The 19,820-nt window shown below is 40.1% G+C and carries 20 protein-coding genes; 13 read left to right on the top strand and 7 right to left on the bottom strand.

Annotated features, from left to right (window positions below; genetic code table 11):
* Positions 1-10 precede the first annotated feature (10 nt).
* Positions 11-1,372 (bottom strand): aldehyde dehydrogenase, encoded by a 1,362-nt coding sequence (locus H625_RS0106310; RefSeq protein ID WP_026859166.1) that lies wholly within the window; start codon positions 1,370-1,372, stop codon positions 11-13.
* A gap of 136 nt (positions 1,373-1,508) precedes the next feature.
* Between H625_RS0106310 and H625_RS0106305 the strand changes: the two genes are divergently transcribed.
* Both H625_RS0106305 and H625_RS0106300 read left to right on the top strand, forming a co-directional pair.
* On the top strand, positions 1,509-2,447 hold the full coding sequence (locus H625_RS0106305) for an ABC transporter ATP-binding protein (protein WP_026859165.1): 939 nt from the start codon (positions 1,509-1,511) through the stop codon (positions 2,445-2,447).
* Positions 2,444-3,961, top strand: coding sequence for an ABC transporter permease/substrate-binding protein (locus tag H625_RS0106300; protein WP_026859164.1), 1,518 nt, complete (start codon positions 2,444-2,446; stop codon positions 3,959-3,961). Before H625_RS0106305 ends, H625_RS0106300 begins: the two co-directional genes overlap by 4 nt.
* Before the next feature lie 81 nt (positions 3,962-4,042).
* Here H625_RS0106300 and H625_RS0106295 read toward each other — a convergent pair whose 3' ends face one another.
* The 3 genes from H625_RS0106295 to H625_RS12715 form a co-directional block, all read right to left on the bottom strand.
* On the bottom strand, positions 4,043-4,885 hold the full coding sequence (locus H625_RS0106295) for an aldo/keto reductase (protein WP_026859163.1): 843 nt from the start codon (positions 4,883-4,885) through the stop codon (positions 4,043-4,045).
* A 68-nt stretch (positions 4,886-4,953) separates the two neighbouring features.
* The gene (locus tag H625_RS0106290; RefSeq protein ID WP_026859162.1) at positions 4,954-6,057 is read right to left on the bottom strand and encodes a hypothetical protein; all 1,104 of its coding nucleotides are present in this window, start codon (positions 6,055-6,057) and stop codon (positions 4,954-4,956) included.
* A 23-nt stretch (positions 6,058-6,080) separates the two neighbouring features.
* The gene (locus H625_RS12715) at positions 6,081-7,181 is read right to left on the bottom strand and encodes a hypothetical protein (protein WP_051239005.1); all 1,101 of its coding nucleotides are present in this window, start codon (positions 7,179-7,181) and stop codon (positions 6,081-6,083) included.
* Positions 7,182-7,374: 193 nt separating this feature from the next.
* Here H625_RS12715 and H625_RS0106280 point away from each other — a divergent pair, with 193 nt between their 5' ends.
* Positions 7,375-8,103 (top strand): SDR family NAD(P)-dependent oxidoreductase, encoded by a 729-nt coding sequence (locus tag H625_RS0106280; RefSeq protein WP_026859161.1) that lies wholly within the window; start codon positions 7,375-7,377, stop codon positions 8,101-8,103.
* 59 nt (positions 8,104-8,162) lie between these two features.
* On the opposite strand, the gene H625_RS0106275 is transcribed toward H625_RS0106280, so the two are convergent.
* Positions 8,163-10,124: a fructose-bisphosphatase class III gene (locus H625_RS0106275; RefSeq protein WP_026859160.1), complete on the bottom strand. Its 1,962-nt coding sequence runs from the start codon at positions 10,122-10,124 to the stop codon at positions 8,163-8,165.
* 149 nt (positions 10,125-10,273) lie between these two features.
* Between H625_RS0106275 and H625_RS0106270 the strand changes: the two genes are divergently transcribed.
* On the top strand, positions 10,274-11,113 hold the full coding sequence (locus H625_RS0106270) for a PepSY domain-containing protein (RefSeq protein WP_026859159.1): 840 nt from the start codon (positions 10,274-10,276) through the stop codon (positions 11,111-11,113).
* A gap of 67 nt (positions 11,114-11,180) precedes the next feature.
* On the opposite strand, the gene H625_RS0106265 is transcribed toward H625_RS0106270, so the two are convergent.
* Together H625_RS0106265 and H625_RS0106260 are read right to left on the bottom strand one after the other, a co-directional pair.
* Positions 11,181-12,203: an acyltransferase family protein gene (locus tag H625_RS0106265; protein ID WP_026859158.1), complete on the bottom strand. Its 1,023-nt coding sequence runs from the start codon at positions 12,201-12,203 to the stop codon at positions 11,181-11,183.
* 178 nt (positions 12,204-12,381) lie between these two features.
* Positions 12,382-12,669: a YerC/YecD family TrpR-related protein gene (locus tag H625_RS0106260; RefSeq protein ID WP_026859157.1), complete on the bottom strand. Its 288-nt coding sequence runs from the start codon at positions 12,667-12,669 to the stop codon at positions 12,382-12,384.
* Positions 12,670-12,812: 143 nt separating this feature from the next.
* On the opposite strand from H625_RS0106260, the gene H625_RS0106255 reads away from it, so the two are divergent.
* From H625_RS0106255 to hisIE, 9 genes are read left to right on the top strand one after another with little or no spacing between them, the layout of a single operon-like run.
* Positions 12,813-13,619: an ATP phosphoribosyltransferase regulatory subunit gene (locus H625_RS0106255; protein WP_035785333.1), complete on the top strand. Its 807-nt coding sequence runs from the start codon at positions 12,813-12,815 to the stop codon at positions 13,617-13,619.
* The gene (gene hisG / locus H625_RS0106250) at positions 13,616-14,221 is read left to right on the top strand and encodes an ATP phosphoribosyltransferase (RefSeq protein WP_026859155.1); all 606 of its coding nucleotides are present in this window, start codon (positions 13,616-13,618) and stop codon (positions 14,219-14,221) included. Before H625_RS0106255 ends, hisG begins: the two co-directional genes overlap by 4 nt.
* Complete coding sequence (gene hisD / locus H625_RS0106245) at positions 14,218-15,450, top strand: histidinol dehydrogenase (protein WP_026859154.1); 1,233 nt, start codon at positions 14,218-14,220, stop codon at positions 15,448-15,450. Before hisG ends, hisD begins: the two co-directional genes overlap by 4 nt.
* A gap of 10 nt (positions 15,451-15,460) precedes the next feature.
* Positions 15,461-16,438, top strand: coding sequence for a pyridoxal phosphate-dependent aminotransferase (locus H625_RS0106240; RefSeq protein ID WP_169516117.1), 978 nt, complete (start codon positions 15,461-15,463; stop codon positions 16,436-16,438).
* Positions 16,431-17,015: an imidazoleglycerol-phosphate dehydratase HisB gene (hisB, locus tag H625_RS0106235; protein ID WP_026859152.1), complete on the top strand. Its 585-nt coding sequence runs from the start codon at positions 16,431-16,433 to the stop codon at positions 17,013-17,015. The genes H625_RS0106240 and hisB overlap by 8 nt, the downstream gene beginning before the upstream one ends.
* On the top strand, positions 17,012-17,587 hold the full coding sequence (gene hisH, locus H625_RS0106230) for an imidazole glycerol phosphate synthase subunit HisH (RefSeq protein ID WP_026859151.1): 576 nt from the start codon (positions 17,012-17,014) through the stop codon (positions 17,585-17,587). Before hisB ends, hisH begins: the two co-directional genes overlap by 4 nt.
* Before the next feature lies 1 nt (position 17,588).
* Positions 17,589-18,290: a HisA/HisF-related TIM barrel protein gene (locus H625_RS0106225; RefSeq protein ID WP_026859150.1), complete on the top strand. Its 702-nt coding sequence runs from the start codon at positions 17,589-17,591 to the stop codon at positions 18,288-18,290.
* Positions 18,287-19,048: an imidazole glycerol phosphate synthase subunit HisF gene (gene hisF, locus H625_RS0106220; protein ID WP_026859149.1), complete on the top strand. Its 762-nt coding sequence runs from the start codon at positions 18,287-18,289 to the stop codon at positions 19,046-19,048. Before H625_RS0106225 ends, hisF begins: the two co-directional genes overlap by 4 nt.
* Positions 19,048-19,671: a bifunctional phosphoribosyl-AMP cyclohydrolase/phosphoribosyl-ATP diphosphatase HisIE gene (hisIE, locus tag H625_RS0106215; RefSeq protein ID WP_026859148.1), complete on the top strand. Its 624-nt coding sequence runs from the start codon at positions 19,048-19,050 to the stop codon at positions 19,669-19,671. The genes hisF and hisIE overlap by 1 nt, the downstream gene beginning before the upstream one ends.
* Positions 19,672-19,820 lie beyond the last annotated feature (149 nt).

The following is a 19,820-nucleotide window of genomic DNA, read 5'->3' as shown; positions in this document are numbered from 1 at the left end:
TATCTATAGTCTAACTTAAAAACTTTCTGAAAAGCTTGGATTTTGCTTCAGTAAATGGTGCGTAACGCACCGGAATATCGATTAGAGTACTGTTCTTCACGACACTCTTTTCATGTGTAAATGTGTCGAAGGAATACTTGCCGTGATAATGTCCCATGCCGCTGGCACCGACTCCGCCGAATGGCAGGTCATGATGCGACAGGTGCATAATTGTATCGTTTACACAGCCGCCGCCGAATGACAGGCGTGACAGCAGGGTTTCAGTATTGCGCTCATTCTCAGAAAATATATAGAAGGCAAGCGGTTTAGGCAATGTCTGCTGGTGCACAATGAGATCTTCAAGATTATCGTACGTAATAATCGGCAGTAACGGACCGAAGATTTCTTCCTCCATTACTGTCGAATCGAATGTGCTGTCCGGCATAATCGCAGGTGCAATTTTTTGCCTCTGTTCATTTAAATTGCCGCCGAGTACCATTTCATTTCTTAAGAGGCCCGATAAGCGCTTAAAGTGCTTTTCATTAATAATTTTAGGAAAATCATCGCTGTGTTCAGCATTGCTGTAGCGTTCTTCAATTTCATGGAGCATGCGGTCGATAAATTCCTGTTTCTTCGAGCTGTGAATGATTACATGATCGGGAGCGACACATGTCTGTCCGGCGTTGACAAATTTACCCCAGGCAATCCTTTTAACCGCAACATCTATGTTCGCAGTTTCATCAACTACGGCAGGACTTTTACCGCCGAGTTCCAGTGTGACGGGGGTCAGCGTTTCGCTTGCTATGCTCATAATTTCCTTGCCGACGCTCGTACTGCCGGTAAAGAATATATAATCATAATGCTGTTTATTAACTTCATCATGCGGTGTATCCGCAGGCGCACAGTAAACGTATTCTTCACTGAAAGTATAATTCAGTATCTTTTCGATAATTGCACCTGTATGCGGGCTTGTTTCAGAAGGTTTAACGAGTGCACAGTTACCTCCGGCAATCGCACCGATCAGCGGCATCATCGTTAAATTAAATGGATAGTTCCATGGTGATAAAATAAGAACCACGCCGTACGGGTCACGGTAGATATAATTTTTAGCAGGGAAGCTCATCATTGAGCCTGAAACTTTCTTCGGGGTATTCCATTTCCTGAGATTTTTAATAACGTAGTCAAATTCTTTATAAACAATACCGAGCTCTGTCATGTATGCTTCGGCTTCGGATTTTCCAAGGTCTTTATTTACAGCTTCCAGAACCATTCTTTCATTAGCTTGAATGGCACTTTTCAGCTTCTTTAATTGGCGTATACGGAAGCTGACTGATTTAGTATGGTTTTTATAATAATATTCACGCTGATTTTCAACTATCGATTGTATCGACATGTATAATCCCCTCTCAAAAAAATATTGTAATATATGCTATTCCCTTTTTAAGTTTGTATTAAATAGGGTATACATCATTATTCCCTATTTTAATACATATAATGATTTACTTAAAATAAAGAGGAGTGTAGAAGCCATGATAGAGTTTAAAAATGTGACAAAGCGCTACGGCAGTAAAACTGCTGTCGAAGATGCGAGCTTTAATGTTAAAGAAGGGGAGTTCTTTGTCTTAATAGGGCCGTCCGGAAGCGGCAAAACGACAACTCTGAAGATGATTAACAGACTGATTCCGTTAACTGAAGGCTATATTTATTTTAAAGATAAGCCGGTGAGTGACTACGAAGTCTATGAAATGCGCTGGGATATCGGCTATGTACTGCAGCAGATAGCATTGTTTCCGCATATGACAATCGCCGAAAATATTGCACAGGTGCCGCAGATGAAAAAATGGAAAGAAGCGGACATTGATAAACGGACTGCTGAACTGATGACTATGGTGGGGCTTGATCCGGATACATATAAAAATCGTAAACCTGCTGAACTTTCAGGAGGGCAGCAGCAGCGTGTTGGGGTAATTCGCGCACTGGCAGCAGATCCGCCGGTCATTTTAATGGATGAACCATTCAGTGCTTTAGACCCGATTACAAGGGAAAGCCTGCAGGATGATTTAATTAAACTGCAGCGGGAAATTAAAAAAACAATCGTCTTTGTGACGCATGATATTAAAGAAGCAATGAAGCTGGGCGACCGTATTTGTTTATTTAATGAGGGTCAAATTGAACAGATTGGCAGCCCCGACGAGTTTTTATCGACTCCGAAAAATGATTTCGTGAAAGAGTTTATAGGATACCAGCAGAAAGAAAGAGTAACTGTCGGCGAATTCGTCAGCGAGAATTCACAGGGGGTTAATAATGAAGATTACCCTCTTGTGGAAGAAGAAACAAAAATTGAAGATGCATTTAAAGTATTTGCGGAACACGAGACAGTGGCAGTGAAGACTAAAGACGGAAATAAACTCCTGAACAGACAGGATGTCTTTAAACATTTATCGGCGAAGCGTGGTGACAGCGCATGAATACATTTTTAGAAACACTTAATTCTCGTAAAGGCGAGCTGCTGTCGACTTTGATAGAGCATATTCAGATATCGTTTATCGCGCTGTTGATTGCGGCTGTTATCGGTATACCGTTAGGCGTTATTTTAACTAAAACAAAACGCACGGCAGAAGTAGTTATTAATGTCGCAGCAGTACTGCAGACGATACCTTCTCTGGCATTACTGGGGCTGATGATTCCGTTGTTCGGTATCGGTGTGGTGCCGGCAATTATCGCGCTCGTTATTTATGCGTTACTCCCGATACTTAGAAATACTTATACAGGTATAGCTGAGGTGGATGCATCGCTCGTTGAGGCAGCACGGGGCATCGGTATGAAGCCGATGAGAAGATTGATGAAAGTGGAAATGCCGATTGCAATGCCGGTTATTATGGCAGGTGTCCGAACAGCAATGGTACTGATTATCGGTACTGCAACACTCGCTGCACTGATTGGCGCGGGCGGTCTTGGTGATTTAATTCTCTTAGGTATCGACAGAAACAATACACACCTCATATTAATCGGTGCGATACCGGCAGCATTACTGGCGATTCTTTTCGATGTTATTTTAAGAGTGATTCAAAATCTGTCGTATAAAAAAGCAGTCACACTCGTTGGAACGATATTCATCGTTATTCTGCTCGTAGCGTTAGCACCGTTATTAACTAACCGCGGTGACAGTCTGACAATCGCCGGGAAACTTGGTGCAGAGCCCTCGATTATTACGAATATGTATAAAATCCTAATCGAGGAAGAGACAGACTACAACGTTAATGTTGAAGATGGTCTTGGTAAAACATCATTCCTGTTCAATGCCCTGGAATCTGATGATATAGACGGCTACCTTGAGTTTACAGGAACAGTACTTGGTGAACTCGTCAATATACCGCCGGAATCCAATGAAGCTGAAGCAGTTTATAATCAGGCGAACACTGCCCTTGATGAACAATATGACATGACGATGCTTGAGCCGATGGCATTTAATAACACATATACACTTGCTGTGAAAAGGGACTTTGCAGAAGAGCACGGACTAGAAACCATCGGAGACCTCAGACAAATTGAAGATATTGTTAAACCAGGCTTTACTATGGAGTTTAATGACAGAACAGAAGACGGCTATCCGGCAATCCAGGAAGCATATAATTTAAACTTTAATGATGTAGTGACAATGGAACCGCAGCTGCGTTATCAGGCGATTGAAAGCGGGGATATTAACCTGATGGATGCATATGCAACGGATGCTGAGCTTAGGGAATACGATATGGTGATACTTGAAGATACAGAAGCGGTATTCCCGCCTTATCAGGGAGCACCAATGTTTAAGCAGGAGTTCCTGGATGAACATCCGGAGATAGTGGAACCGTTAAATAAACTGTCCGGCATGATTACGGATGAAGAAATGCAGGACATGAACTACCGTGTATCTGTGGAAGATGAAAGCCCGTATGATGTGGCTGAAGAATATTTAGAAGAAAATAATTTACTGGAATAAAAAAAGCACTTTATCCTGATACTCTTTATGAGCCAAGGATAAAGTGCTTTTTAAATGCTTATTTAAGTGGAATATCGTCAGTTAAAATTCTTCATACTCATTAGGGTTCTGATTATCAATCCGTCCTTCTTCCTGAGTAAGAGAATCAATTTCCTGCATCTCAACTTCCGTAAGTTCAAAGTCGAAAATATTTAAATTTGCCTGCTGATGTTCGGAGCTGGATGCTTTTGGTATTGGAAGTACACCATGCTGATAATGCCAGCGGAGAATAACCTGAGCAATTTCTTTATTTTTATTTTCAGCTAATTGTTTTAATGTCTCATCATATATAACCGTTCTTGCTCTGGATAGCGGACTCCATGATTCGGTAATAATGTCGTGTTCCTTATTAAACTCTCTCAGTTCTTTTTGATTAAAGTAAGGATGTAATTCAATTTGGTTCACAGCCGGTTTTACACTAGTTTCATCGATGAGACGATTAATATGTGCAGGTTCAAAATTAGATACTCCGATTGATCGGACATAGCCATTTTTCTGAGCCTGGATTAGTGCTTTCCATGCCTCGGTATATTTATCCTGTTTTGGATTTGGCCAGTGCAGGAGAAATAAATCAAAGTATTCCAATCCTGTACGAAACAGTGATTCTTCAATTGCAGCAAGTGCTCTGTCGTAATCGTACAAACCGCCCCGGAGTTTTGAAGTTACGAAAACTTCTTCTCTAGGAACAGAACTGCGACGTATACCTTCGCCGACAGCCCCTTCATTTTCATAGCGAATGGCAGTATCGATTAAACGATAGCCGTTTTTCAGAGCATTTTCAACACTCTCTGCACCGCTCTTGCCGAGAACACTTGATGTGCCAAAACCGACAGCCGGGATTTTATATCCATCGTGCATTTTAAAAACAGGAATATTATTTGACATTACACTCATCCTTTTCTGATATTAGCTTCATTATATTGTTTACCACTCTTTAAATTATTAAAACAAAACTATGACTCGCCGTTTTCTTCTTCATTTTTCTGATACCTCATTCGCTGCCGGTAACCGTAAGTGCTTTCCTGAATAACCTGCTTATCCTGGAATCCGGCACCAATCGCTCCGGCCACTGTTGTTAGAGAGGCTGCAAACCAGGCAAGTTCCAGGTAAAATCTGACTCCGATATGCTCAGCCTGAATAGTTTTCGCAACAAAGTCAGGCGGCAGCAATGTTACCGCGGCAGATAAGAATAGAAGATACAGGAGTAAATAGTAAAACAACAACGATATAAACAGCGTCAGCAATGTGGTGCTGTTATAGAGAGAGGTAAGTTTTTTACTTTCACCTTCTTTAAATTGTTCCCATAAATCGTGGGAAATGATAATCCAGAACAGCATGCCAAAAATTGATAAGACTGAAATTGCAACTAAACGCCAGGTGGGAAACAGATAGCTCAGATTCCACATGGTCGAAAAAATTATACCGAATGCACCGGTGGCAAATGCAATCGCCGTTACACCGCTTAAACTCTGCATCATATTATATGGATTATTTGCAAAAGTCATTCCGCTGACCAGTCTCACAGTGCCTCGAATTTTAGAATTCATATGAAATAGAAGATGTTCAGTTTTTGAGTCTTCGAAATAGTCTTCTGTGTGTTTCAGTTTTGATAATGTGAACATATTTTTTAATTCACGGCATTCCTCTTCAATATCAGTGTCGTTATTATTCATCTTGTTAATAATAACTAATGTATTAATAATTGCAGTTTTCATTCTCTTCTTCAGAGGACGCCATCCAAATGCTGGAATAGACATCATGGCAGCACAGTCAGAACTGTCGATATCAATAACTACAGCCTTATCTTTATAAAATAATGGTAAATCTGTAATACTGATTAAAAAATTCCAGTCATTTTCACGCAGATATTCATCTGTTTTTGAATAAATTTGATTGGTGAACTCTGTTTCGCCAGTCAAAGGATCGACGATAATATCAATTTCCCACTCATCAGCAGCAGATATCTGTTTTTTAAAATCTTCTACCAGTTCGTTTTCTATTTTATTTACTATATTGTTAGCCGTTCCAGGGGCCACGATTAACCCTACACGAATCATAGTTTGCCTCCTCTACTAAATTCTTAGCTGGAATCATTATCTTCTTCTTGGAGTTTGTTGTACCTGTAGCTTTGCCGGTATGAATAAGTTACATTGCGAATTTTATCCTCGCTTTCGGCGGTAGAGCCGAGTGCACCTGCGAGCATACCGAGAGAAGTTGTAAACCAGATCAGGTTTATATAATTCATTGCCGTGAAATTCTCATTAGCCTGTGTCCACTCATTAAAAATCTCAGGAGGAACAAACATCGTAACTGATATTGTAAGCAGGATAAAAAGAATGCCGTAGTTGGCTACTGTAACGAACAGAAGTGTCATAAATGTTGTCAGGTTATAAAGCAGGCGGTAATGAGCTGCTGTTTTTGTTGATGAACCCTGCCATAAATTATGAGCATATATTAGCCAGAACACCATACCCGTAATAGAAAATAGCATTAAAGCAATCAGCCGCCATGGCTGATAATCTAAACTGAGTTCCCAAGGTGTTGAAAATATCGCAATATATGTTCCTGTAGCAAAAGCCAGTGACACCAGTGTTTTAAAGTTGGTAACAATAGACCACGGTTCGTTGATGTAGGTCATCCCCAGAATGATTTTCAGCCAGCCAATAATATAAGACTTTATAATATAACGGTTGGTACTTTCATTGTCTTCCGGTGGAGTTTCCCGGGAAATATTCATTACTGTCGGGGAAGATAACTCACTTGAGCTGAATGACGTGCTGTCTTCATTATATTTATACAAATATTCCAGATGATGTGTCACCATCTTTCTTAATTTTCTTTTTACAAAAAAGAAACCAAGTGCAGGAATCGAAAGCAATGAGGCTGATTTTTGTGAATCGAACTCAGATACGACCACTCTATTGTCAGACAAGCTTGGCAGGTCAGTAACACCGATGACATAATCCCAGCCATTATTTTCTTTTATCTTAACGATTCTGTGAATTGTTTCGTTAATGTATTCCGACGAACTCGCCAAAGGACTGACTTCAACTTCAAATTTAAATGTGCAGCTTTTATCGACAAACTCTCCGGCGAACTCGGGCAGGTCATCAATAATTTTTTCAATCAGAGTCCGCGACATACCGGGAGCCGGGATTAGACCTACTGTAATAGAAGTCATGGAAATCTCCTTTCTGAGATGATTTATGTAAATGATATGTCTATGAAGTATTACCCGTTTTTACACAGTTTAAAGATATTTTTGTTCAATGTGAACAATTTCACATATTAATTTCAGCGGTTATTACGGTATTATCAGAAAATTTAAATGATACAATGTAATTAAGAAAGAAAATCATTTTGGAGGTAATACAATGGCAAAATTACAAGATAAAGTCGTCGTTATCACAGGTGGTATTTCAGGAATCGGTAAAGCTTCAGCAGAGTTATTCAATAAAGAGGGAGCGAAATTAGTCCTCGTCGATTTGGATGAAAGCAAAGGAAATAAAGTTGCAGAAGAATTTGGCGGAGACACAATTTTTGTCCAGGCAGATGTAACGAGTGAAGAAGATGCTAAAAGAGTATTTGATAAGACAATAGAGAAATTTGGACGTGTAGATATTCTGTTCAATAACGCAGGTATCGGTGCAACGAAACCGACACACGAAGTATCTTATGCTGAATATCGTAAAACGGTCAATGTGGATTTAGATGCAGTATTCCTATTCTCTAAACTGGCAATCGATTACTTCCGTGAACAGGGCAGCGGTAACATTATTAACACAGCGTCAATGTACGGATGGATTGGTGCAGCAGGCAGTGCTGCTTATAACGCAGCAAAAGGCGGCGTAATTAACTTAACGCGTTCATTAGGTGTTGAGTATGCGAAAGAAAATATTAGAGTAAACGCATTATGCCCGGGCTTCATCGATACACCGATTATCCCGGAAGAAGTGAAGGAGGCATTGGCTGGAAGTACGCCGATTGGACGTCTAGGTACATCTGAAGAAATGGCTAAAGCGGCATTATTCTTAGCATCAGATGATTCATCATTCATGACAGCAAACACTTTAACTGTAGACGGCGGGTTTACAGCACAATAATATATAACGTTAAAACAACGCTCACAGATTGCTGTGAGCGTTGTTTTCCCTGGTAATAATTAATTGATATAACGGTGTTTCATTAAGTCTTTCAGCATATCGATTTCATATCTCAGACGTTTACCGATTTCGGTATCTCTTACTTTTTTACGTTCGAGTTCTTCATCGACGATTCTTCTGACTGCGAGTACATCGGATTCATTTTCCAGCACTTTGTCTTTTGAATTAAATTCCTGATGGGCAACCAGCTGCATGCCGTAGGAGTTAAACAGCAGCGTATATCCGGCAATACCCGTCGTGGATTGATAGGCTTTTGAAAAACCGCCGTCTATAACAATCAGTTTTCCGTCAGCTTTAATCGGATTTTCACCTTCTTTTTCTTTAACTGGTGTGTGTCCGTTTATAATGTGGCCTTCTTCAGGATCCAGAGCGAATTCTTTTAAGAATGTCTTTGCCATCTCGGGTTGTTCGCGTAAATAATAGTACGGGTTTTTATCTTCTTTATGTGTTGTTTTGTCGCTGATAAAGTATCTTTCAAACGTCGTCATTGCACGTTTACCGAACAGAGATGACTTTTTACCGGTCCATAAATACCAGATTAAATCGGTAGCGAGGTCTTCGGTGTCATCCAGATTCGTGAATGCATGCCGTAAATAGTTTTCGAACTGATCGAGCAGTTCTCTGCCGTAATAGACTTCACCATTTATTTCCATACCTTCCATGTCACAGTTTTCAGTGACAGGAATACAGCCGTGAATCAGCAGATTACCGTTATAACGCAAGTACAGGCTGCCTTTTTTCATCATGAAATTCATATGACGCTTAAGTTTTTCTGATTGCTGAACTGAGATAAGAAGCGTATTCATAACGTCGGTTTCCTCTTTGGTAAGTTCTGAGGGATTAGTTGGATCTACTGTGTTGAAGCATGTATTTTCAAGCTTATAAGTGTGTCCATCAACAGTGTATTCCATCGTCTCGTAATTAATATTCTCAAGGACTAAGCGGTCATGCATCTCAAAATTCGGGCGTCTTTTTATAATCGGTGCTTCGAGTTTAAACTGGATAATAGATATTGCCTGCTGAACTTTTGTCATCTGCAGATGTTCCTCATCCGATAAAACTTTGTCAGATGTTTTTTTCGGGTGAAAAGCGGAGTTATCATCATAATATTTATCTGCCAGCGTAAACAGCGGCCGCAGATTTATGCCGTAGGCATCTTCGATAATATCGAGATTGTTGTAGCGCGCACAGATACGGATAATATTAGCCAGACACACCTTAGAGCCAGCAAAAGCGCCAAGCCAGAGTACATCGTGATTTCCCCATTGAATATCGACAGAGTGATAATCGATTAAAGTATCCATGATTTTATCAGGCTCAGGCCCGCGGTCGTATATATCTCCAACGACATGCAGGTGGTCGACGACGAGTCTCTGAATTGTGAAAGCCAGACCGACAATTAATTTATCAGCCTGACCGAGGCCGATAATCTCATTTAAAATACGGTCGTAATATCGTTTTTTGTTATCGTGCTCATCTTTTTTATACAGTAATTCTTCAATAATGTAGGCAAAGTGCTGAGGCAATGCTTTACGCAATTTAGAACGCGTATATTTTGAAGAAGAATGTGCGATAAGTTCTATCAGCTGTTCAATTTTTGCTTTGTACCATTCAGCTAATTCATCTTTATCTGTAAACTGATTTTTAATCAGCTTTAATTTTTCCTCCGGATAATAAACAAGCGCAGCAAGTTCGCTGAGTTCAGCATCCGTCAAACGATCTTTCAGCAAGTCTTCAATTTTCACTTTAACATTGCCGGAGCCGTTTCTAAGCACGTGCTGGAATGACTGGAACTCTCCGTGCAAATCACTGACAAAATGTTCTGTCCCTTTGGGCAACTCTAAAATAGATTCCAAATTTATAATTTCAGTCGCAACTTTTTCTTCTGAATTAAATTTTTCAGCCAGCAGCTGAAAATAGCGTGATTTATAATCTGCATTACTGTTGTCTGATACAGTCACTGTTTAACACTCCTATAGTTAAAACTCATAATATCTCTATTATATCCATAACTGTATAAATGATAAATGGTTTATCACTTTAGAAAAAATGTTTGTCAGTAAAAGTAAAAGGATATTATAAGATTAATACGTTGAAAGGAGCATTCACAATGAAGATAAAGACAATTGGATTACTGCTGTCTTCGAGTTTGATTTTAGCAGCTTGCAGCAGTGGTGAAGAAGATGATGCAAATGTGAATACGACTGAAACTGAAGGTGCTCCTTTAGTTGAAGAGGAAGCATCGGAGGACGATGAGCAGGAATCAGGTACTGAACATGGGGGTGCCGAACAGGATGCTGCAACGGATGAGAATACTCCGGATGAAGATGCAGACAACGAAGAAACAGATACAAGTACAGCTGCAAATCCGGCCGGTTCCAGCAACCCTAATACTGATGCGAATGATGATGAGTCAGACGACGCCTCTTCAGAAGAGAGTACTGAAACTGAAGGATCATCGAATAGCACTGATTCTGACAGCAGCATGACAAACAGCAGTACAATTGCATTGAAAGATATTAGTCTGAATACAGAAGATGCTATTTCTATAGCTGAAGGAGAAGCTGAAGGTGACATCCACGAAATTACATTTGAAGATGACGGTGAAGGTTGGGTTTACAAAATTGATTTGAATAACGGCAGTGAAGAGTCTGAAGTTGTCGTCAATCATGATAGCGAAGAAGTCATCGATGTCAGAACGGAACAGGAAGACGATGATGATAACGATAACGAAGAAGATATTGTCGATTACGGTTCATTGAACGAAGCCTATGACGCAATCGATGAAGCCATTGCTGACCTTGGCGGCGGAGAAGTTAAAGAATGGTCGTTAAGTATGGATGACGGCGTAGCTGAGTACAATATCGATCTTGTCTATGAAAATCAGGCATATGAATATAAAATTAATGCTGAGACATTGGAAATACTTGAAAGTGAACAGGATGACTAAACTTTTTAATACACTTAAGCAAGTACCTCAAAACGCCTTGAATTTCAAGGCGTTTTCTTTTACATATTTAGATATTCGGCATTGCCAGCTGTCTTTCTTTATAAAGTTTAAACAGCACATTATGACTAGGCTTTTCCACATAATACAGAATTATGTGGGCAAGAATAAGGCTTAGGCCGAGCGGGACAATCAGAAATACTTCATGGACGAATCCCATAGACTCGAGTTTCTGGATAATTACATAGCCGATGTTCTGGTGTATTAAATATAAGGGGAAAGACAGTGTGCCGAGATAGACGAGTGTATCGGATTTCAGCCACTGCATTTTATTATTCAATATCAGATAAAATACTGCTATGAAGAATATAGTGAATAAGCCGTTAGTCATACCTTCAAATGAAAAGTCATAAATGAGCGACAGAGTAATCATCAAATAGTATTTAAGATAATTGCCGTGCTGCCAAATATAATAAAACATAATACCAATAATAAACATCTGGCAGTAGTTGGACATTGAGAATTTCTCTAGAAGAGCAGTTGTTTCGGTGCCTGCAATGCCGTTGGTAATTTGTATCAGTGCAGAAGATCCGAGCCAGATACTTGTAAACAACATGACTCTCTTCTGCAGATTAAATATTAGAAGCAGCGCCATTAAGAGATAAAAAGTTAGTTCCACACGCAGTGACCAGTAAACACCATCGACATTCTTAGCGCCGAAGAAGTCCTGGAACATCGTCATGTTAATAAAAGTATCGGCAACACCTGCTTTAAGCGTATCGACAGACGACAGACCGACAACGAGAGTGGTCACGATAATCGCAAAAATATAAGTCGGATACAGCCTAATTGCTCTTTTCGTTAAAAAGTCAGATGTTGATTTTACTTTAAGTACAGACATGTAAATCACGAAGCCGCTGATTATAAAAAACAGCTGGACACCATAATGTCCATAGGAAAATATTTCTATATAGTTTTCTTTTGAATGCCCGAATTTTTCATCGTACAGAATGATGTAGTGATAGAGTACGACGACAATCGCGGCAATGCCTCTTAGTGCATCAATTTCAGTAAATCTTTTCTTTTCAGCCATTATGATATCCCTCATAGTCCTAAAGAGCTTTATACATACTCTCAGTATTTTGCGGTGTTTTCAATGATTGAATCACTATATATCATGACGGCTGATGAATTCAAATATAAAGCGGCTGAATTAAAAAACAGCTGTGAACATATGTTCACAACTGTTTTAACTGCCGTAACGCACAGCGTTATTTTAATCTGTCCAGAACGGTACGATAGCCGTCACTGCCGTAATCCAGGCATCGTTTTACACGCGATACCGTAGCGCTCGAAGCGCCGGTTTTATCCTGGACTTTAGAATACGTCTTGCCCTCATCAATGAGCTTTGCGACCTGAAAACGCTGCTTTAATGCAACGAGTTCATTGGAAGTGCAAATATCATCAAAAAACTTATAGCAGTCTTCTTTCGTCTCAAGCGATAGGATTCCATCGAATAGATCATCGAGTTCCTGTCCTTTTAATTTATCTATTTGCATAGCCTCAACTCCGTAGTAATAAGATAATATCACTTTAACATACTAAAGTGATAAAGAAAATGGTTGTGTATCTGAAATATCTTTGTTACTATTTTATTTATTGGCAATTCTTTGTCTCGCTAAAGTGCTAAAGGAGAATATATATGACAAACAACAATTTCATTTTAGAAAGGCTTGCTCTGGGACAAAAGTATCTGGGGCTGCTTGATGATTCGGGCTATACATTAGTTGATATGAACATGATAGAACCTTTTTCAATAGATGATAAATATCATCATCCGACGAGTGTTGTTTTTGAAAGAAATAATACAATGTATGCAATCCGCAGTGACTGGACGCGTACATTATTAAATTTCAACAGCAACTTTTATTCAAATGATACACGTTTCGGTTACTTCGGTCCTGTTGTCAGAGAGAATGAATCGTTCTATCAGGCAGGCGTCGAGATTTATCAGGCAACAGAAAATGACATTATTGATGCGCTCCTGATGCATATGAATTTTGTTGAAGAGTGTGCAGAAACAAATATTAAAACGCTGGTCATTAATAACGATCAGTTATTAGATTTATTCATTAAAAAATATGATCTGCCGGACACGGTGCGCCAGCTTATATATACGAAGAATATATCGGAGCTGCGCCAGCATCTTGGTAAAGATCATGACTTATATAAAATAATGAGTGCAAAAGTCAGCGACCAGTTTAAAATGGTCGGAGAAGTTTTTGGCGATACAGAAATTATGCAGGCAATTGCTCATTTAAAAGAAAAAATTGCGGATAACAATACGAAGTTCATTTTGGATTTGTCATTCCGTTCACCGCAAAATTACTATAACGGTTTGTACTTCCAGGCATTTTTAAATTCAAACACACCGATACTGAGCGGCGGAGAATATAACAGTAATTCATTCGGCATCGCTTTAAATTTAGCAGACGGAGGACTTTTATGATTACAGTAGCTTTATCCAAAGGACGTTTATTTGATGATTTCGTGTCCTATTTAGAAAAATATGAGCTATATAAATACAGCAAAGTGTTAAAAGATGAATCGCGTGCACTTTATACAATAGTAGACGATATTCGTTTCATCTTCGCGAAAGGGCCGGATGTTCCGGTATATGTTGAACGCGGCGTCGCGGATATCGGTATCGTCGGCAGTGACATAATTGAAGAAGAAGTGTTCAGCTATTTAAATGTATCTGAACTGCCTTTTGGGAAATGTCATTTTGCTTTAGCAGGACCGCCGGATGTCGAACATTTTAATACGGTTGCATCTAAATATACTAATATTGCCCGCAAGTATTTTAACAGCCAGCAGCAGCCGGTTTCGCTGATTCATTTAAATGGTTCTGTTGAACTGGCACCAATTCTCGGTCTGGCAGACGGTATTGTGGATATCGTCCAGACAGGAAACACATTGCGCGATAACGGCCTGATTGAATATGAAAAGATCCTCGATGTACAGGCGCGTCTGATTGCTAACAAGCAGACGTTCTATACGAAAGAAGACAGTATCTATGAATTTTTAAGTGAAATCGGAGTGATTGAATGAATACAAAAACGTTTAAACAAATATTTACAGCGGATGACAGTACAGATTTAGAAAGCACCGACAATGTACTTTCTATCATAGAAGATGTTAAACAAAATAAAGATGCTGCCTTAAAAAAGTATACTGCACAGTTTGACGGGCAGCAGGTGGAAGATTTTAAAGTGTCTGCAGAAAAACTGAAAAACAGTTTCGAAAGTTTAAATGAAGAAGAACAGAATGCACTGCTGTTAATAAAAGAACGAATAGCTGATTATCAGCAGTCGATAAAATATAAAGATTATGAAGATGGCGAGTTTTCCTATGTCTATCACCCGCTCGAAAGAATTGGTATTTATATTCCTGGAGGGACAGCGTTATATCCTTCAAGTGTATTGATGACAGCTGTTCCAGCGGCAGCGGCAGGCGTTCGAAATATCGTTGCTGTAACGCCGACATTCAGCAACGACAACATTACATTCGCCGCCCTGTATATTGCGGGCGTAACGGAAGTTTATACGGTGGGCGGCGCTCAGGCAATCGCTGCACTGGCTTACGGTACAGAGTCTATTGAGAAAGTCGATAAGATTGTCGGTCCTGGTAATAAGTATGTAGCACTCGCTAAAAAGCAGGTGTTCGGCGATGTCGGTATAGATATGATCGCCGGTCCAAGTGAAATCTTGCTTTATGTTGATGAGTCAGCGGATTATACAGCCTCCGCCTATGATATTTTTGCTCAGGCGGAGCACGATGTGAATGCACGGACTTTCCTGATTGCGGAATCACAGGAGGTAATTGATGGCATCCAGCTTGAAGTAAATCGTCTGATCGACTCTCAAGTGAGGACAGATGTTATTCGTGAATCACTGAAAAACAATCATTATCAAATCGTCGATAACAGAAAAGAACTGATTGATGTGATTAACTTTATTGCCCCGGAACACGTATCAATCCAGCACCGTGATGAACAGGAAATCAGCAGGGGTATACGTTATGCTGGTGCGGTTTTTATCGGCAAATATTCCCCGGAAGCAATCGGTGACTATGCAGCTGGACCGTCGCACGTGCTGCCGACGAACCAGACCGGGCGCTTCAGCCACGGCCTGAATGTGAATGATTTTTTAACAAGTCATGCAATTATTAACCTAAAAGAGGTAACATATAATCATATCGCAGATGCTGCGAAGACAATTGCAAAAAAAGAAGGGCTGGACGCCCACTATGAATCATTAAATATTAGGACGGAGCGATAAGATGATCAGCATGGACAAAAATACGTCACCGAAATCACCGCTTTCAAAAGAACAAATTGTAGAGGCGGTCAGTAAAACAAACGTTGAAGTATATCCGGAAGTAGAACTGGAGCGCTTTAAAGAATTATATGCGAAGCGTAATGGGTTTAACCCTGAGAATATTGAAGTAGCTAACGGTTCTGATGAATGGCTGCAGAAGATTATTATGACACTTGGGAAAAATGGTGTCATGTCTCTGAATCCCGATTTCTTCATGTATCAGATTTATACTAATCAGATTGGATTGCGTTACTACTCAGTGCCGTCTCGTGAAGATTTCTCGTACGATTATGATTTAACGATTTCAGAAATTAAAAAACAAAAGCCGTCAGTATTCTTTATTTCAAATCCGCATAATCCGACGGGCGTACTCCTGCCGAGTCATTTTATTAATGAACTTGCAGATGCAATGAAATCTGTCGGAGGATACTTAGTAATCGATGAGGCATACGGAGAATTTGCACTGGATCGTCCGGTGCCTGAAGGCGAGCATATTATCATTGTGCGAACGATGAGCAAAGTATACGGTCTAGCAGGTTTAAGAATCGGTATCGTCATCGCGAAAGGGAAAACTTACGACGCTATTACGAGAATTAATCATCCGTATCCATTAAACAGTTTAACTTTAAACCTCGGCAGTGAGCTGCTCAGTGATGATAAACAGCTGGACGAATGGTTCGACTATCAGAAACAGCTGCAACAGTCGCTTGTTGATGCTTTTGAAACAGTACGCCGTCATATTAAAATTAAACCGTCACATACGAATTTTGTATTTACTTACGGTGACAAGGCAAGAGAATTATATGAATATCTTTATAAAAATGGCTACAGAGGCAGAGTGTACGACGAAGAAAATCTGCGAAATGTCGCGCGCTATTCAATTATCGATGAAGATGAGTATCCGAAGTTGAAAGAACTGATTACAGAGTGGGGTAAATCACATGACTAAGTACAGTAAAGACAGAGAAACTAAAGAAACGAAAATAAGCGTTGAAATAGATGATGAAAAAGACTTCAAAGAGTCGAAAATAAATACAGGCATTGGTTTTTTTGACCACATGCTGACGCTGTTCAGTTTTCACTCCGAACTGTATGTGAACATTCAGGCAGAAGGGGACCTGCACATCGATGGTCACCATACTGTTGAAGATATCGGTATAGTGCTCGGCCAGCTGCTGAGAGAGCTGTATGCTGAAAAAGAAAGCTATCAAAGATACGGTTCGATGTATCTGCCGATGGACGAATCACTGGCGCGTGTTGTGCTGGATTTATCCGGCAGACCTCACCTCAGCTATAAGGCTGTCATCTCAAGAGAGAAGGTTGGCGATTTTGATACGGAACTTACAGAAGAGTTCTTTAATGCAGTCTCAATGAATTCGCGGATGACTCTTCATATCGACCTTTTAAAAGGCGGCAACTCTCACCATGAAATCGAAGCGATATTCAAAGGCTTTGCACGCAGCCTGAAAATTGCACTGCAGCCTTCAGATAGCGGTGTACCCTCTTCAAAAGGTGTGATTGAATGATAGGTATTATTGATTATTCTCTTGGGAATACGGGGAATCTTGTAAATGCTTTAAAAAAACTGGGTTATGAGTCAGTGATAACAAAAGATAAAAATGTGCTTTCCTCATGCGAAGCAATTATTCTCCCGGGGGTGGGACATTTTGGCTACGCTATGAATATTATAAATACCTCCGGCCTGAAAGATATGATTATTGAACTGAGTGAAAATAAGCGGTTGATCGGCATCTGTCTCGGAATGCAGCTTTTATTTGAGCATAGTGAAGAAGGTAATGCGGCTGGTCTCGGTATATTGAAAGGGCGTATCGCGAGGATAGATACTGATTTGACAATTCCTCATCTGGGGTGGAACACGCTGACCAGCAATGATCAATCCTTAAATGGAAAAGATGTTTATTTTATACACAGTTATAAGGTTTCTGAATCCGAGTATACTATTGCGGAGACCGACTATAACTCAAATATACCGGCGATAGTTAAAAAAGAAAATATTACCGGTATACAATTTCATCCTGAGAAATCCGGAGAAACAGGTTTATTTATTCTAAAAAATGCTTTAGAGGGGAGTTTTTAAAGTGAAGATAATTCCAGCTATAGATTTAATTGATGGACAAAATGTACGCTTATCACAAGGTGATTATAATAAACAGTCCCAGATGAAAAAAACACCTCACGAGGCGCTGGAATTCTATGCTGGATTTGAATCGGTTCAGCGTATTCATGTCGTTGATCTGATGGGTGCCTTAAAGAAACAAGCGCTGGAGTCGAATCTCGTAAAAGAACTTGTTGGCCAGTCTTCACTGCCCTTTGAAATAGGCGGAGGATTGAGGTCGCTTGAAACCATTAAACAGTATCATGACATAGGTGTTGAATATTTTATATTAGGGACACGCGCGATTACAGATGTGGCCTGGCTTAAAGAAGCCTCAGAACTATTTCCCGGGAAAATATTTGTCGGTGTGGATGCAAAAGAGAACGATATTTACATCAATGGCTGGACAGAAAACAGCGGTATTTTAATAGATGACTATTTAAAAACTGTCGAAGATTTCAGTCTTGCCGGTATTATATATACCGATATTAATAAAGACGGTATGGGTCTTGGCCCGAACTTTGAAAATACTGCACGAGTTAATAATATGACCCGCCATAAAGTTGTTGCAAGCGGCGGTATAAGAAATAAAGCTGACCTCGATAAGCTTGAGAGTCTTGGGATAACTGAAGCAATAGTTGGAAAAGCAAGTCATAACGATAAGTTTAGGGAGGGCATCAAATGATTAAAAAGAGAATAATAGCATGCCTGGATGTTAAAGATGGAGCAGTAGTCAAAGGAGTTAACTTTATTGACCTTGAGCATATTGGAAAGCCGGCAGAACTGGCTAAACGATATAATCAGGAAGGTGCCGATGAACTTGTTTTTCTTGATATTTCCAAAACACAGGAAGGTCATGAGTTGATGCTCGATGTTATCCGGGACACGGCCAGAGAGCTCTTTATCCCTCTGACTATAGGCGGCGGTATTAGAAAAATTGAAGATATTAAACAGCTCCTGGATGCAGGGGCCGATAAAATAAGTATCAACTCTGCTGCTATTGAAAACCCGGATATTATCAAAGAATCGAGCGGACGATTCGGCAGCCAGTGTATTGTACTCGCGGTGGATGTGAAATACGATAATCAAGTTGAAGATTATTATGTATATACTCATGGCGGTACGAAAAAAACTGAAATTAAAGCTCTGGACTGGATTGTTGAAGGAGAAGCGGCTGGTGCAGGAGAACTGCTTATTACCAGCATGGATCACGACGGTGTGAAATCAGGCTTTGATACGCAATTCCTTAAACAGGCTGCGAATGCTGTCAATATACCTGTTATTGCAAGCGGCGGTGCAGGGAATATTAATCATTTTGTCGATTTGTTTCAGAATACGAATGTATCTGCAGGACTTGCTGCTTCAATATTCCACAGAGAAGAGGTTAATATCGGCGAGTTAAAGCAGGAACTTTTAGACAATGGAATCGAGGTGCGTTTATAGTGAATCCTGATTTCAGTAAAAATAACGGCCTATTATCAGTAATACTGCAGGATACAAACACAAAACAAGTACTGATGAACGGCTTTATGAATGAAGAAGCATTTGAGAAAACGAAGACTGACAAAGTGGTCTGGTTTTACTCACGTTCAAAAGAACGGTTATGGAAAAAAGGAGAATCGAGCGGCAATGTACAGGAAGTCGTATCGATGAAACTAGACTGCGACAAGGACGCACTGCTGATTGAAGTTGTACCGCACGGTCCGACATGTCATACGGGCACAAGAAGCTGCTTCAGTGATGACTACTTTAGCCTGCAGACGCTGGAACGGACAGTACAGGAGAAAATTAAGAACCCTGAAGAAGGCTCTTACACTAAATACTTAACTGATAAAGGCGCAGATAAAATTTTGAAAAAATGCGGTGAGGAGATGACGGAAGTCGTTATCGCGGCAAAAAATAAAGAAAAAAAGGAACTCGTCGATGAGACGAGCGATCTTTTTTATCATCTGCTGGTCATGCTGAATAACGAAGGTGTATCGCTGAAAGATGTCGAGAACAAACTCGAAGAACGTCATGGTGAGAAACAGGAATACAGTATTCGTGACGACATTCAAAAATGGTAGGCTAACGTAAATAGTGAAGCGGAGAACTGTTCTGTTCTCCGCTTTTTTGCTGCCGGAATTCGATGAGCTTGTTTCATAGGAATCCGCAGCGTCTAGGAATTCGATGAGTTTGTTTCATAGAAACCCGCAGCGTTTAGGAACTCGATGAG

The organism is Jeotgalicoccus psychrophilus DSM 19085 (assembly GCF_000425845.1).
GTDB lineage: Bacteria > Bacillota > Bacilli > Staphylococcales > Salinicoccaceae > Jeotgalicoccus > Jeotgalicoccus psychrophilus.
The sequence above is the reverse complement of the archived record's forward strand: the minus strand, read 5'-3'. Positions and strand labels throughout refer to the sequence as shown.